At 39.8% G+C, this 16,348-nt stretch carries 14 protein-coding genes; 4 read left to right on the top strand and 10 right to left on the bottom strand.

Annotated elements, in window-relative coordinates; genetic code table 11:
- Positions 1–42 precede the first annotated feature (42 nt).
- Positions 43–2,340 (bottom strand): arginine decarboxylase, encoded by a 2,298-nt coding sequence (gene adiA / locus WAX86_RS19610; RefSeq protein WP_086368293.1) that lies wholly within the window; start codon positions 2,338–2,340, stop codon positions 43–45.
- 655 nt (positions 2,341–2,995) lie between these two features.
- Here adiA and WAX86_RS19605 point away from each other — a divergent pair.
- Complete coding sequence (locus WAX86_RS19605; protein WP_044179533.1) at positions 2,996–3,355, top strand: hypothetical protein; 360 nt, start codon at positions 2,996–2,998, stop codon at positions 3,353–3,355.
- A gap of 60 nt (positions 3,356–3,415) precedes the next feature.
- Here WAX86_RS19605 and WAX86_RS19600 read toward each other — a convergent pair whose 3' ends face one another.
- Together WAX86_RS19600 and WAX86_RS19595 are read right to left on the bottom strand one after the other, a co-directional pair.
- Positions 3,416–5,893, bottom strand: a complete 2,478-nt coding sequence (locus WAX86_RS19600; protein WP_341489551.1) for an FtsX-like permease family protein — start codon at positions 5,891–5,893, stop codon at positions 3,416–3,418.
- Positions 5,890–6,570: an ABC transporter ATP-binding protein gene (locus tag WAX86_RS19595; protein WP_005303967.1), complete on the bottom strand. Its 681-nt coding sequence runs from the start codon at positions 6,568–6,570 to the stop codon at positions 5,890–5,892. The genes WAX86_RS19600 and WAX86_RS19595 overlap by 4 nt, the downstream gene beginning before the upstream one ends.
- Here WAX86_RS19595 and WAX86_RS19590 point away from each other — a divergent pair.
- On the top strand, positions 6,569–7,171 hold the full coding sequence (locus WAX86_RS19590) for an arylesterase (protein ID WP_341489550.1): 603 nt from the start codon (positions 6,569–6,571) through the stop codon (positions 7,169–7,171). The genes WAX86_RS19595 and WAX86_RS19590 overlap by 2 nt on opposite strands.
- Before the next feature lie 546 nt (positions 7,172–7,717).
- Here the strand turns inward: WAX86_RS19590 and WAX86_RS19585 are convergent.
- From WAX86_RS19585 to bla, 6 genes are all read right to left on the bottom strand, one after another.
- Positions 7,718–8,524, bottom strand: coding sequence for a phosphorylase (locus tag WAX86_RS19585; protein WP_237033800.1), 807 nt, complete (start codon positions 8,522–8,524; stop codon positions 7,718–7,720).
- A gap of 23 nt (positions 8,525–8,547) precedes the next feature.
- Complete coding sequence (locus WAX86_RS19580; protein ID WP_044179523.1) at positions 8,548–8,928, bottom strand: hypothetical protein; 381 nt, start codon at positions 8,926–8,928, stop codon at positions 8,548–8,550.
- 150 nt (positions 8,929–9,078) lie between these two features.
- The gene (locus tag WAX86_RS19575; protein ID WP_341489549.1) at positions 9,079–10,101 is read right to left on the bottom strand and encodes an ABC transporter substrate-binding protein; all 1,023 of its coding nucleotides are present in this window, start codon (positions 10,099–10,101) and stop codon (positions 9,079–9,081) included.
- Complete coding sequence (locus WAX86_RS19570; RefSeq protein WP_068968881.1) at positions 10,098–10,892, bottom strand: ABC transporter ATP-binding protein; 795 nt, start codon at positions 10,890–10,892, stop codon at positions 10,098–10,100. Before WAX86_RS19570 ends, WAX86_RS19575 begins: the two co-directional genes overlap by 4 nt.
- A 4-nt stretch (positions 10,893–10,896) precedes the next feature.
- Entirely contained in the window at positions 10,897–11,943 is a 1,047-nt protein-coding gene (locus WAX86_RS19565) for an iron ABC transporter permease (protein ID WP_341489548.1), read from the bottom strand.
- 187 nt (positions 11,944–12,130) lie between these two features.
- Positions 12,131–12,997 carry a class A beta-lactamase gene (gene bla, locus WAX86_RS19560; RefSeq protein WP_107200372.1) on the bottom strand — a complete coding sequence of 289 codons (867 nt, stop codon included), beginning with the start codon at positions 12,995–12,997 and terminating at the stop codon, positions 12,131–12,133.
- Between the two features lie 197 nt (positions 12,998–13,194).
- Between bla and WAX86_RS19555 the strand changes: the two genes are divergently transcribed.
- Complete coding sequence (locus WAX86_RS19555) at positions 13,195–14,670, top strand: protein adenylyltransferase SelO family protein (RefSeq protein WP_341489547.1); 1,476 nt, start codon at positions 13,195–13,197, stop codon at positions 14,668–14,670.
- Between the two features lie 81 nt (positions 14,671–14,751).
- Positions 14,752–15,612, top strand: coding sequence for a hypothetical protein (locus tag WAX86_RS19550; RefSeq protein WP_065171120.1), 861 nt, complete (start codon positions 14,752–14,754; stop codon positions 15,610–15,612).
- A gap of 94 nt (positions 15,613–15,706) precedes the next feature.
- Here the strand turns inward: WAX86_RS19550 and WAX86_RS19545 are convergent, their stop codons facing one another.
- Positions 15,707–16,315, bottom strand: a complete 609-nt coding sequence (locus WAX86_RS19545) for an outer membrane protein (RefSeq protein WP_081282946.1) — start codon at positions 16,313–16,315, stop codon at positions 15,707–15,709.
- Positions 16,316–16,348 lie beyond the last annotated feature (33 nt).

Genomic DNA, 16,348 nt, shown 5'->3' with positions numbered 1-16,348 from the left:
TTTATTACGTTAAGTTTTATTTAGCAAGTGCGGTGTAAATAATTACTTAAGCGCTTCTTTTTTGATACATAGAACGTGGTATTTACCATTCTCGATCTCAGCACCTTCAGTTTCGTGTTCGAAACCAGGGAACTCTTCATCCCAAGCTTCTAGCGCTTTTAGGTACTGGATTTGTGGGCTATTTTCGTCACCGAAGTTTTCACCACCCATTAGCATTGGGATGCCTGGTGGGTAAGGGATAACAGAGTGCGCTGCAACACGACCAACAAGTTCATCCGAAGCAACTAGCTCAACGTCGTTAGATACGATCATCTGGTAAGCATCACGTGGTTTAAGCTCCATTTCTGGTAGGCTTGAGTACGCGTTGTTTAGCACTTGACCTGGGTTATGACGAACTAGGTATTCAAACATCTTGTTACCTAGATCTTTCAGACCAAGACCTTTGTAAGCTGCAGGGTTGCTTGCAACTAGCTCAGGTAGAATCACTTCTAGATCTGCGTTTGCATCGTAGTGACGCTTAAATGACAACAAGGTGTTGATTAGTGTGTCACGTTTACCTTTAGTAATACCCATTGAGAATAGGAACATTACTTGGAAGTCAGTTGTACGAGTTGGTACGATACCGAAACGACCTAGGTATGCGCTAACAAGTGCTGCAGGAACACCTTTATCTAGGAATTGACCTTTGTCATCAAGTCCTGGAGTTAGTAGACTCACCTTGATTGGGTCAAGCATACACCAGTCATCATCGATGTCATCGAAACCGTGCCATTGATCGCCTGGGTGTAGTTTCCAGTTGTCTTGAACTGTCATTAACGCTTCAACAGATGCATCTTCAAACTTCACTTTGTCACCGTTAGTTTCAGTAACAGTTTCTGCGTTCCAAGGCTTGAAGAACCAATCGTTTTCAGAAGTGTAATCGTTAAATAGACGACGTACGTTTTGACGGAAGATAACCGCTTCACGAACCACTTCGTTAGTTAGAGACAGACCACTTTCACCTTTCATCATGTTCGCAGCAACATCGTTAGATGCGCAGATTGCGTATAGTGGTGAAGTTGAAGTGTGCATCATGTACGCTTGGTTGAAACGATCAAAGTCAATAGCGTTTTCACCGTTACGAACGTGAATGTAAGATGCTTGAGACAGTGCGTTCAACAACTTGTGAGTTGAGTGAGTTGCAAATACTGTTGGACCTTTGTGGTCTTTCGCATCGCCACGCATCGCAAAGTGACCCTTGTAGATAGGGTTAAAGCGAGCATAACCAAACCAAGCTTCATCCATGTGGATACGGCTTGCAGATTCAGCAAGAAGTGCTTCAGTCACTTCTGAGTGGTAACACATACCGTCATAAGTACAGTTAGTTACTACTGAGTAGCTTGCTTTATCTTTGTTTAGGTCAAATTCAGGTGCTTTCTCAGCAATTTTCTTCGCTAGAGACTCTTTGCTCATTTGCGCTTTGCTGATTGGACCGATGATACCGTAGCAGTTACGGCTAGGTGTCATATAAACAGGGCGAGCACCAGTTAGGATCAGACCTTGTTCAATTGATTTGTGACAGTTACGGTCACAGATAGCAACGTCGTCATCTTTTAGACACGCTTGCATGATAGTACGGTTAGAACCAGAAGTACCTACGATACCTGAGTAAGATTCGTGAGCACCGAAGATTTTCGCTGCTTCTACTTCTGAGTCTTTGAATGCGCCAGTGTGGTCTAGTAGAGAACCTAGAGAAGCACGTTCGATACCCATATCAGTACGGAATAGGTTTTCACCGTAGAATTGGTAGAACTGGTTACCGGCTGGAGTCTTAGTGAAACCGATACCGCCTTGGTGACCAGGAGCAGACCATGAGTACTCGTGAACGTCGTTGTATTCCATCATCGCTTTCATAAATGGAGGAATAACAACATCACGGTAACGCTTCATTGCAGCAACGATACGGCCAGCAACGAAATCTGCAGTGTCTTCAAGTACTGAGTAACATTCGTCGATACGTTCCATTAGCTTGCGGTTAGCAAGAACAGAAGTACGAGCACGTTCAGCTAGAACAAATACAGGCACTTCAGCTTGACGCTCTTTAAGTACAGCAAGAAGTTCTAGTTCTTCAGTTGAATTTGTTAATTGTTCTTCAGTTTTATCAAGCGCTAGCACCAAGCTGTCGATTTGATTCGCCATAATAATAGCTTTCGCATCGTCATAAGAGGTTGCAGTGATGATTTCAATTGAGCGATCTTTTAATTCTTGAGCTAGAGACTGAGTAGTACGGTCTGCGTAGCTGTTCGCTTCAATATTTTGGTGCTCTACGATAAGAGCGCGCATTACATTTATATTGCTCATAAATATATACCTGATTTTTTCGCGCTTCGATAAACCCAAATTAAATAGATGTGAAAAGGTATTTAAATTGGATTTAACTTAAATATTGTTATGCTTATTGAAAGGATTGTTAAGGCGTCACACTCTTAATAATTTCTCTATATAACAAATAACTATTATATAAATAAGCTTTTGATTTCATTTTAGAAAGCAAGAAAATATAACTTCTTAGCTTGCCTCAGAAGATGACGCTATTATTACGCTAGATTTGATAAATAAAAACACTAAAAATGGAATGAGTTTTTGCAGTTTCAGACATAAATGACAATTTAGAAATTAATATTCTTTTTTGCATAATCAACGTTAAATTTATCTAAAACTGGGTTTAAGGAACGAAAAACCGTAAAAAAACCTCATTTATTTAGCTAGTTATGTGCTCAATATCACATAAAAACCATTTGCAATGATGCAATTTGTCACACAAAATGCTTGTTTACTGAATATAGTTATGCATTATTTAAGCAAGAACACTCATTAAATTTTTTTTCATTTTTGGACATTATTTTCTTGCCCGATTAATGCTTGTTCGTTTTATCGTCAATTTGTTTAGAATAACTTAACCTAGCTTTCTTTTTATGCCATTCTTAATGAGAAGGTTCTTATCAAGGAGGATAGAATGACCTTAATAAAAGCAGCATTAACCTTACCCGCAGAGTTACTTCCTGGTGGGATCCCTCTACAAGCAAAAAAGTTTGGCTTTAATACTATCCATAAAGAAAAGATCACCAGCAACGACCATAAACCCTTAGTCAAATTTCACTTTTCCGATCCCATTCTTACGACTAAAACCATTGGCTTTGAGCGAGGTATTGCAACTTTTCTAAATCACGTTATTGAAGGCGCACCCTATGAAATAGAAAAGATTTTCAGTGTGGCAGAAGCTAATAGTCGAGAATCCACCTTCTATAAGAAGAATAATAAGATGATAAGCAATGAACCACTCACTAAGATCTTAAGTGACAAACGAAAGTATTAAGAGAATCCCCAGCATATCTGGGGATTCTTAATTTGGCGTTACACAGGGCTGAAACAGTAGCTATTTTAATGGTTTTAACAGTTGCTTTATTTGGCTTCGAGTGACGCAATAAACAAGAAGCAAAGCAAAAAGAGGTAGGATAAACCAAATACTAACATGAGGGTAAAATGGTAATTCAAAACCATAAATTAAAAGAATACCAACGACAAACTCACTACAGCCCGCAGCTATCCCCCCACCCAATAAAGCTATTGTGCCAAACTCATACCAAAGCGTATCTGATATTCGCTTTCGGCTTGCACCCAAAGTTCGATACAACTGAACCTCTAGTTGACGTTCAGAAAGACTTAAACGTAGCAGTGTCATAATTAGCATTAAACCGCTCACAACACCTAACCCGGCAAGTACAGACAAAGACCAACTTACTTGAGAGAGTAAGCCTTGAATTCTATTTGCCATCAACCGTAAATCCAGCAAACTCACCGTTGGATACTTTTCCGCAAGCTGGTTAAGTTGCTGATTTTGATCCGATTCGATACGAAAACTGACAAGCCAAGCAGCTGGATAACTGGCCAAAAGTTCAGGAGAAAAAATAAAGTAAAAATTTGGCTTCATATTGCGCCATTCAACATCTCGAATACTGGTCACAACAGCAGTAAAAGGAAAACTACCTACACTAAACGTGAGGTGATCACCTAACTGGATTCCTAAACGTTTCGCAATTCCTGATTCAACAGAGACACCATCTTCTCGATTCCCCCATTCACCTTGTATTAGCTGATTATGAGCAGGCAATACTTGGGTCCAAGTAAAATTGAGTTCACGATTTAGTGCTTCATCATCGTTAGCAGACGATTGTGCAGCATTACCTTTATCGGGTTCTTCTTTTCCGAAAAAATGATCATTAATTGCGGTTAACCGTCCTCTCACCACAGGATAGCCAGATGAGCGTTCTAAACCCAATTGATCGAGATCTTGTAAATATTGTTGCTGCTGAGATGGTGCAATATTAACCGCAAAAACATTAGGCGCATTTTCTGGCAACGTCTGCTGCCAATCACTCAGTAATTCTTGACGCAATAGTGCAATAACAGCAACTAACATCAGAGAACTCGTCAATGCAGCTAATTGAGTTGCCGCCTTTACTTTGCTGCGATTGATGCGTCTTACGGCCAATTGATAAGAAGAATTCAGTCGGACTCTTCCCATCATATGTAGAGCAACCATTCCAAATAACGCAAGTAACCCCAATAGTAAGAGCAGTCCAAGTAGGGTTAACCAAACAAATATATTGGTATTAATCCAAGCAATAGCCGTGATAACAGGTACTAAAAATAATAACCAAGAGGCTGTGAATCGATAAGATTGAATCGTTTGAGTTTCATTGCCGTCTATCGCAGCACTCGCTTTTATATTAACCAATCGGATTAAATGAATTCCCAGCGTAGGAAGAGAAATACAAAAAGCAACGACTAAACTTAATATGGCAGGTTGCCACCCGATTGTAGGGATAGAATGGGGCAGTAACGATTGCAGTGGATAGCGCAATAGCCATTCCAATGCAATCCCCACGGATAAACCAATACAGGCAGCTAAAACAAATAGCAAAGCGACCTGGATCAGAAGCCAACGCCATAAAAAAGCTTTTTGAGCACCAAGGCTTTTCATCATGGCCACCGAAGCTTTTCGACTTGAACAGTAATATTGGCAAGTGAGAACTAAAGTTGCCGCAGCCATTAAGATCACCAGCACCAAAGTCAGCGACAAATACTGCTCAGCGCGCGTTATAAAATCACCACTTCTCCCCGCCTCTCTTTCTGTTTGCCACCGTTGGCTTGCTGTTAAAGAGACTTGCGATCTAAACTGATCCAAGTTTGCTTGAGTTCCTGAAAAGTACCAACGATAACTGATTCTACCACCGGGTTGGATCGCGCCTGTAGCCTCAATATCACTGTGACTTATTAATACTGAAGGCATTTGACTAAACGGATTAAAGGATAATTCAGGATCTTCAACAATACGTCCAGAGATTGTTAATGTTGTATCACCAATATCTAATGAATCCCCCACGTTTACATTGAGTAAAGAGAATAAGCGTTCCGATAACCACAATTGATGGGGCGCTACATGATGGTATTGAGTTGTATCTGCTGACGCTCCAAGTGTTAAATTGCCTTTCAATGGAAAGTTATCACTAACCGCTTTAACACTGACTAGTTGCATGGTTGAATCACTAAATGCCATCGTACCAAAGCGAGTCTGTTGCGCTGTGATTAACTGATAATTATGAGCAAGTTTAATTATCGAATCATCAATTGGATTTGCTGACACTAAAACAAGATCCGCCGTCAAAGCTGAACGACCTTGCTCTGTAATAATTCCTTCAATCCGAGCAACCAAAGCCGACAGCGCAAACACACAAGCAATAATTAAGCTAAGCGCTAAAGTTACGAGCCAAAGCTGCCCTTGACGAATCTCTCGTAAACTCCATCGTAAGAGAAAGAAAACGTTACTTGAAGAGACCATGGATTTATTCATAACGTCTCCTTCAGCTTCCCGTTATCAAGTGTAAGCACTCTATCGCAGCGATGGGCTAATTGATTATCATGAGTCACTAATATTAACGTTGTTCCACTGCTACGATTTAACTCAAACAATAATTCAATAACCTTAGCTGCCGTATGCTGGTCCAGGTTACCTGTTGGTTCATCTGCAAATAAAATTTTCGGCTGACTCATAAAGGCACGGGCCAGAGCAACTCGTTGCTGTTCGCCACCAGAGAGTTGAGAGGGTAAGTGATCACTTCTCTTATCTAGCCCAACTTGCGCTAATAACTGTTTTGCGCGCTCAATATCTACGGGGATATCTTGAATTAAGCAAGGCAACGTCACATTCTCAAATGCTGTCAATGTCGGCAATAATAGAAAGCTTTGGAAAACAAACCCTACACTCTTACTGCGTAAAGCAGCACGCTGTTCATCGTTTAATTCAGTTAAATTGTGCCCTAATAGCTCAACAGTGCCACTTGATGGAAGATCCAATCCGGCAAGCAGTGTCATCAATGTTGACTTACCAGCCCCTGACACTCCCACCAATGCAATTGACTCACCTTGCTCGACCTCAAGCGAAATATCCTGCAAAATGGTCATAGACGATGATGTCGTTATTACTCTTTTTGTTATTGCATGCGCTTTTATCACGGAAGATACAGACATGATACGAATCCTTTCTCTATTCTTTTTATTAATAAGCTCAACCTTAAGCTATAGCCAGACACTGCTTGTTATAGGTGATAGTTTAAGTGCTGGCTATCAAATGAAACCCGAACAAAGTTGGCCCGCGCTTCTTCCTTCTATATTAGAACAACAGCAACAGCCAACCACAGTAATTAATGCCAGTATTTCAGGAGATACAAGTGGGAATGGTCTAACTCGATTACCCGCCCTTCTACAGCAGTATCAACCTAACTGGGTGTTAATCGAACTCGGAGCCAATGATGGTTTAAGAGGGTTTGCCCCTTCAATTTTAAAGACGAATTTGTCTCAGATGATTGAAAAAATTCAGCAACATGATGCAAAACCACTCCTAATGCAGATAGAGATCCCACCTAACTACGGCAAACGCTACAACCAAATGTTCCGCCAGATCTATCCGGATCTGAGTCAAAAACATCAGATCCCTTTGCTGCCATTCTTCTTAGTCGAGATCATTGAACAAGATAACTTAATGATGAAAGATGGATTACATCCCACCGCAAATGCTCAACCTATCATAGCTAAATTTATGGCTAAACATTTACAACCGCACTTAAAATAATAAATAGCCCAAGTTACTTTGTTATTACTTGGGCATCTTTCTATTTTTTAATTCGAAAAATTGAATATAAAAAGAAACATGAAAATATAAATTCAAAATGTTTTTTATTTAATAGAGAAAACACTCAAAAAAGAATAAATGCAAAAACCGTTATTTTTCAAACATATAAAAAAGAAAGAATTTGAAAGACATCTAATTAAAACGAAATTTTAAGACAGGATAAATATTAAAATAAATTTGGCACTCGCCTATTATTCATTAACACTTTAATAAGAAGTTCATCATGAAAATTGGAGACAGCTAATGAAAAAATTCCTTTTTATTTTAACCGCACTTATTCTTGCAGGGTGCACGACAACGAATAATCCAAGTGATCCAGCTAATTACGTAGATGCACAAAACGAAATATTTTTGTATGAAGATTGATATACCAAAATGATTTCAAAATGTAGTAATCAGAACTCTATAAGTGATTCAAGATCCAAAAAAGTAACACTGCCATCATATCTGGTGGCAGTGTATAACCCAACCTAGATAACTAGCATATCAATCATTATTTAAAGAGCCATTTTGACAGCATTCGGTTAGAAAATGAATAAAACCATACTCTTTGAGCCAGGATAATTGTTCATCTGATCCAACTAAAAATCGCCCACTAAAATTGATACCATGCCCTGAAATATCTTCTACCTGATTTTTACTACGAGGGATTACAAGCATCCAGTGTTGAGTCAGCAATATATTATAAGGATTACACTCTTGATACTCGTTTGAATGATTTAGTGCATAAAGATCTAACTCAACCATTGCGCTTTGATAGCATTGAAACAAAAAGTCCGGATCAAGTTTATCAAACTGAAATAAAGCATGCTTAAATGGCAATTGCTTATTCACAATTCGAGATTCTAATGGAATATGAGTTCGAACCAACTGCATATGCCGATGCATTTGACTAGAACCTGCTATATGTCCTGAATTAAAAAATCCTAAAACATCGTCACGAGTAAAAGCCTTAATCCAAGCGGAGAAATCACTTTCTGTCAGCGGTGAAGTTTGAGGTACATACTGTTTAGCACAAACAAGTAGGTGAGGAACAATGATGGGAAATTTATTGAGTAGGCAAACATGTTCGCGGCCCATACTTCCTAAATAGGTTTCAGGATTATAAGGCGGCAAAAATGGATCGTGATTAGCAACGTCAGGTGAATATTTTTTCTTCATATTACCCGTGATGATATTACCGACATACGTAATACCATCTTGCTCAACCAAAGTATCATTATCAGTAAGGGGGAACAGAGCCCCCTCCTGCAATGCTTTCTCTGAGATATGCTCAGCAAGAGACCACAGCATTGAATTGTACCTAATTAGAAGTCTTAATCGTCTAGTACGCCACAATCTGTGCAGCTTTGAAGTGCAATCTCATGGTCAAATACCGCCACGCCTTCAGCAGTCATATGCTCAGAAACTTCATCAGCAACTTCATCAGCATCTTCCGACTCAATATGACCGTGTTTTAATTCATCATCAGAGTAACCGTAGTAATTAAGTAGCAAGTAATCACGAGCTTCATCTTCAGTACATGTTACTTTTACAGAGAAATCAGGCTCGATATTACCTTCATTCATAAGAACCTTAACTTGCTCTAGGATCTCATCTTTCATACCAGCAGTTAACCAACCAAGATCTGTGTCTACTTTGGTTTTCTTACAGTTATAACAAGGTAGTTTGTGGAAGTAATATTGGAAGTTAGTCATTGTGAAATATTCCTATAAAAGAGATATACGCAAAAGAGTATGCTTCTTTCTTACCAAATACTAGAGGTAAAAGTAAAATGATGCCTTTTCAAACAATTAAGCAATAACTCTGTTTTAATCATTGATAAGCATACTCTTCAATATCCAGCATTAAGAACGTGGTAGTAATGCCTGTAAGATTCGAGAAGCTTGCTCTGGTGTTAATGAATAATCAAAGAAGTGCTGATAAAACTCTTGAGTGATTTTTGTTAAATCGTCATGTTTAAATAATTCAGGATGCAATGCTTTCGCCGCCCACTGAATTTGTAACGCACTTTCAGGACCATAGCGATCCCAAGTAAAGACACCCAAAGGATTTCGTAAAACATGTCCATCTTTAACCGCTTTTAATTGTTCAAGCAAAGAAGCTTCAGGACTCTGTTTAATGTCTCCCGCATCACCTTGCAAAATCACAATATCGGGTTGCCAAGCTAGGATTTGCTCAGCAGATACAGGTTGCATTGTCCCTTTTACCTCAGCCACGTTACGACCACCAGCAATAGAAATCCAATCAGAAATTAAGGTTCCCTGTCCATCGACTTTTAACGGATTTAAAGATGAAATATGCAAAACTTTTGGCCGCTGTTGCTCGGTTAATTTTTCTGTTTTTTTCTTAATGCGTTTAAGTTGATGCTGCAAATATTGATTGTATTCTTTCGCTCTTACCATTGCTTTTTCACTGCCCATTGCTTTGGCGGTAATCAACATGGTTTTCTGCAAACCTTCTAATGTAGTGAAATGCACTTGAACCACTGGAATATTAACACTTTCCATTGCGATACGTTGAGGGTTTCCAGTCATCACAAAAGCAAGTTGAACATCACGATTAAGTAGCGATTCAATATTAAAGATCTTCCCTTGGCCCAAAAGAGCATGATTAAGTGATGGTTGAATTTTAAACATCCAAGGACGACTTTCAGGATGATTAATCGTTGCAACAATTTTATCGCCTTCACCCAATGCCATAAGCTCTGTTGTGTGTGAATACCAAGCATCTGCAACGCGTTCAATAGGATGATTTGGCAACACAACTTTTGCCCCCGTACCATCAATAACCGTTCGTGTTGTTGAGGTTGCCATTGCAGATGCCGAAATCAATGAGCAAACCAATGCGACTGTCGCCTTTAGCTTCATAAAAAATCCTTAGTATTATTATTTTGGCTATAAAAAGGAGTAAAAAAACGCCCTTCAGTGAAATCTAACTGATTGACGGATAGACCATATAATTGATGAATAAGCTGCGTATCTATAACCTGATGTGGACGGCCATCAGCAATAATTTCTCCCTGATGAAGAGCAATGACCCGGTCAGAAAACATTAAGGCATGCTCTGGATTATGAGTAATGGTTAAAATGGTTCGCCCTGAATGAGCAATCTCCTTTAACAACATTAATAAACGAAGTTGACTACCATAGTCCAAACCGTTTGTTGGCTCATCAAGGAGGATAATAGGTGTTTGTTGGACCAGAGCACGAGCCAGTAACGTTCGTTGCCGCTCACCACCAGATAGTTGGGTATAATTACGAGCGCGTAATGACATTACATCCATCTGTATCATTGCTTGCTCTATTAATTGCTTTTGCTCTGTGGTTATAACGCGAAATAATCCAGCTTGAGGCAAACAACCTTGTTCGATAACTTGCTCTACAGTATAGGGAAAGTGAGGAGAATGTTGCTGCGGTACGTAAGCGATATGTTTGGCGATATCTCTTCGACGCCATTGATTAAGAGGCTTATTATGCAGTTCAATTTTCCCTGATTGAGGCGTGAGTATTCCAAGCATCAATTTAAGTAAGGTACTTTTCCCTGCGCCATTTGTCCCTAATAATGCTACCGATTCGCCAGCTCTTAGTTGCAAGGAAACATTACGTAAAATATGACGTTCATCAATAGAATAAGATAGGTGTTGGCAGTTAAATAACATTGTCTTATCTCGCTTGCCAAGTTCGAGTGAGTAGAAAGAAGAATATCACCGCACCCAGTAATTCAGTGACAACACCAAGAGGGATCTCACTGCTTGTCAACATTCTCGCTAAATCATCAGCAATTAATAAAAAGATAGCGCCAAGCAACGCGCTTAAAGGTAGAACAAAGCGATGGCTGGCCCCCCAGATCAAACGAGTAAGATGAGGGATTAGCAGGCCAACCCAACCGACGACACCAGCAATACAAACAGTAATCGCAGAAATAATCGTTGCCAAAAAGATAACACCATAACGCATTGTTGATACGGGGATCCCAAGACTCAATGCTTCATCATCTCCCAGCGACATAGCATCTAATACTCGACCTAAAACCAGCAGCAGAGCCATTGCAATAACCATAATAGGCAATGTCACTTCAAGCAAAGGTAAAGATACGGAGCTTAAACTACCTAGTAACCAATAGATAATACCCGGGAGCTGATTTTCAGGATCTGCCATATATTTTACTAATGACAATAGGCCGGCAAACAACGCATTGCTGATAATGCCACCTAAAATCAAAAGAAGAATAGAATCGCCCCCAATACGCTTAGCAATCAAGACTCCGATCGCAACGGCTAAACAACCAAATAAACAAGCTAACAATGGCACACCATAGAGTCCCGCCTGTAACACCAATCCTAGCGCAGCCCCAAATGCACACCCATTGAGAACACCTAATAATCCAGGGGAGACGAGAGGATTTCGAAAAACGGCTTGAAAAGCACTACCAGCGATGGCTAAGCCTGCACCAACAACTAATGCAGTGATAACTCTAGGTAATCGAGCATGAAACACAACCGCTTTTATCACTTCATAATGGTTGGATTCCAGATCTGGATGTCCAAGCGCGGTTTGCAAAGCAGCAACAAGATCATGAAACGAAATGGTATAGCGCCCAAGCAGTAGAGAAGAGATCGCCAGCAGAGTCATAACCGCTGCGGTAAGTTTGATAGATAAACGCAGATCTCCTCGTATCTCAACAGGTTTGATACGAGACAGTAATTTCATAGAGGTTTAAGTTTAATTATTCCGATATATAATCAAGTATACATTGAAAGAATATTAACTCAAAATACAGTTGCATCTCTATAGAGATAAATTAAGAAGGACCCAAGTGATTGAAGAATGTGAAGTCACTTGGGTATACCGCTAGATTTTAATAGGTTGACTAACTACTTTTAATTACAGGTTCTCGTTAAAAGTAAGTAAACACTTGCTTACCTATTGTGGCAATTGCTTTATTTCTCTCATCCATTGATGCCGAACTTTGTTGAATATAAATACTCACAACCATTGGCTCATGCTCCGTTGGCCAAACGACTGCGGTTATACCTCGGGATCCAAAACCACCGGCACCTGAGCGATCCGCAATCTTCCATCCCTTAGGTAAAACGGAACGTAATAACGGTGCAGCAACCTGATTCCCTTCCATCCAGGTAATTAACTGCTGCTGAGATGGTTTCGTTAAAATATGCTCACTTAGCATCAGCTTATTCAAGGTTTCAGCGATGGCAATTGGCGTTGTCGTATCACGAGGATCATTGAGTTTTGCTTCATTTAAGGTCGGCTCTGTTCTATCTAACCGCGTAGTGCTATCCCCAACGCGACGGCGTAAAAACTCAGTTAACTGCTCCGGGCCACCCACGGCATGGAGTACGATGTTTGCGGCAGTATTATCGCTAAAGGTCATGGTCGCATCACACGCTTGTTTAGGTGTAAAACGCTTTCCAACCCATTTTTCAGTCACGGGAGAATACGTTACAAGCTCCGACTTTTTAATTACCACCGGATGAGTAAGTACTGACTTATCTTTATCTGAGTCTGCCAATAATTTTGCGCATGCTAAGCTTTTAAATGTGCTCATCATTGGAAAACGCATCTCACCATTATAGTTCCAAACGGATCCTGAATCCGTATCAAGAACAGCCATGCCAATAGTGCCATTTAATGCTTTTTCTTGTTGTTTTATGATATTAACCAAAGCCTTTTGCTGTTGTGATGTAAATGGCTCTGCAGATGCACTTGTACTAAGTAATAGCGAACATCCTAAAACCGCAATCAGACTACTTTTATGGCCGTTTGAAATCACGTAATTATTCTCATCTATTAATGTTATAAGCGTTTCCAATTGTAATCACTAACTCTCTATTTTACTGTGATTTTTTTGTAAACGAACTTAAATACCCCCACTCTCTCAGGGTTGTTTTCTTAGTGTTCTTAAGCCATCTTAAAGATGAGTACAGACCAAACGAGATAACTATGAAGCGCCTAGATCAATTAGTATTTAATAATACCTTCCGTCAACTTCCTGATGTATTTGGCCAAGCTGTTACGCCAATAGGTCTTGATAATGCATTCTTGGTCAGTGCCAACCCTGAGGTCGCAGCTTTACTTGAGCTTAATCCAGAAGAGCTACAGACACCCTCGTTTGTTCGCATATTCAGTGGTAATCAACAACTGATGCAGTTTGAACCCATTGCGATGAAATATACAGGACATCAATTTGGTCAATACAATCCCGATTTAGGTGATGGTAGAGGGGTACTACTGGGGGAGGTTGTCACAGATCGAGGGCAAAAATGGGATCTTCACTTAAAAGGATCAGGTAAAACACCCTATTCTCGTATGGGCGATGGTCGTGCGGTTCTTCGTTCTAGTATTCGAGAATATCTAGCCAGTGCTGCAATGTCTGGTTTAGGCATTCCAACTACTCATGCTCTTGCGATTATAGGCAGTGAAACTCCCGTCTATCGAGAGCAGCAAGAATATGGAGCAACTTTAGTTCGGGTTGCAGAAAGCCATATTCGCTTCGGTCACTTTGAATATCTCTTTTTTACTCGCCAGTATCCAGCCCTAAAGCGATTAATGGATTACGTTATTGATCACCACTACCTAGATCTAAAACAGCAAGGAAATCCCTACCAAGCGTTATTTTATCGAATCTGTGAAACGACAGCAGAAATGATTGCAGCATGGCAAGCTGTAGGGTTCGCTCATGGCGTAATGAACACTGATAACATGTCAATTCTTGGGTTAACCTTTGATTACGGCCCCTATGCATTTTTAGACGATTACATACCTAACTTTATCTGTAATCACTCAGATTACTCAGGCCGATACGCCTTTAATCAACAGCCAGGTATTGGATTGTGGAACCTAACGGCATTAGGCTATGCTTTCTCTGCTTTTGTCGATAAAAACCATATTGAATCAGCACTTGAACACTACCAAGTCCATTTACAACAACAGTATTCACAGCGGATAAAAAGTAAGTTAGGGCTTACATTAAATGATGATGGTGATAGTGAATTAGGTAACCGACTTTTCACTATTCTAGCTGAACAAGAGGCTGATTATACGCTATTTTTTAGAACGCTATCCTCCATTCCTTATGAGGCGTTAGCCGAAGCTATGCAAAAATTTGAAGACATAGTGGATGATCCGATGGCATTAGCCCCTTGGTTAACCACCTATAAAAAGCGAATAAAGCAAGAACTGACTCAGCAAACCGATCTTAAGCGTCTGGAACAGATGAAACAGGCTAACCCTAAATTTATTCTACGCAACTACCTTGCTCAACAAGCAATAGACCATGCAGAAAGAGGCAACTATGAGAAAATTGAAGCTCTACTTCATGTTTTACGCGACCCTTTTTCTGAACATCCACAGTTTGAACATCTAGCTCAGCAGCCTCCATACTGGGGAAAACATCTTCCGATCAGTTGTTCTTCTTGAGTCTCAACTTTAAGAAACATACCTAATCATTACGCCATTAAAATTACAGGAGATGAAATCAATCAGATATGAGGAAACATAATGAACTGGCGCTTAATGAGCATAGGCTTTTGTTCATTACTTCTAATTGGTTGTAATGACGATAACGATAACTTATTTACGACATCCAATACTCCGGAACAAAATACACCAACAGAAGAAACCCCATCGGCAGAACTTCCACCATCAAGTAATACAGAACCTGAGTTATTTATAGAACCTGAATGCGACCTAGAGAATATTAATTTACTCGACTTTGAGCAATGGCAAAGAGAAGATGGATGGTGGGTTGGTGAATATACACTCTTAGGTGCAGATGGAAACCCTCAAGTATCAAACAGTTGGCCATATCAATATGATCATTACATGGGATTTATACACTTAGAGGTTATTGGCAATAGTATCAAACAACGAAATGTCTTCTTATATCCACCTAAAAATGTTGATGAATGTGACTCAGATAATCAAGTTATTGGCAATGGTGTCTGTGGTATAAATGGTAATGAAAAGATATTTAGTGCAGATCAAAGTGCTAGTGACTGTGACGGGAACCTAGCTGGACCATATATTGCCTTCGGTATGACGATGGATACTCATACGACACTTATTGGTGATGATACTGTGTTATACCAAGTTAGAATGTCTGATGGCAGTTTAATGCAAAATCAACTGACAAGCCTCCCACCAAATGATACTCGGGTGAGAACAGCTCAAGGTTTTTTCATGAACTCACCAACCTATGCCAGCTACTATCGAGAACGTAAGGTAACTAAGGAAGAATTTTTCGAACTCATAACTCAATACCGTCAAGAGTATCAAATTCTTGAAACCGATCATTGTGCTTATGACTCAGGTAATCAGCCAAGCCAAACAACATGTGATGAACATTTTGAGTTAGAGTAATATTCTAAACAATATAGGTAACATGGCCTGATAAAAATAAAAAGACCCGCTAATTTAGCGGGTCACGAAAAGCTTTTTGGGTAAAAAAGATAAATTAAAATCGGTATTGCATACCCAGAGTTAGCATATTTACAGAGGCAACTTTCGTTCCATCTGATTTGAGGCTGTTAGCATCCGCAGCAAATACATGACTAAATTCAGCATTCATACCCAATTCTGGTGTAAAGTCATAACCAAAGCCCAAAGAAACTTTAGGTTTAATTTCGTTCTTATTTTTGCCACTCAGACCAAGACCATCAACTGTTAGCTTTTGGTTCACATATGCAAGGCCTGCCTTACCAAAAACATTCCATTGAGAAGAAAAATTATATTTCGCTACACCTAAAAGGTCTAAATTATAGCCCTTATAATCCATGTGAAAAGAGTCACCGATTCGGTACTTATTTTTGGCATAAGTGTCGAATCCAAGTTCTACACCGTACTCTAATTGCTGTGTCTGCCAAAGGTAACCCGCATCAATACCACCAGCTAAACCTCTTAGTTCATAAGAACTGGTTTGGTTAATTTCAAGCTCTGGAGTATCCATACCACCGCTACCAATATTAACGCCGATGTACGGACCTGCTTTAGCCATAGCACTACCACACACCAAAGAACTTAGTACACCAACAACAATCAATAGACCTTTCATACTCTTCATCATCTCTTACTTATTTTTATGACGGAATCACAAATA

The sequence above is a fragment of the Photobacterium damselae subsp. damselae genome (assembly GCF_038086725.1).
GTDB classification, from domain to species: Bacteria; Pseudomonadota; Gammaproteobacteria; order Enterobacterales; family Vibrionaceae; genus Photobacterium; species Photobacterium damselae.
Note: the sequence above shows the minus strand (reverse complement) of the source record. Positions and strands in the feature narration are given on the sequence as shown.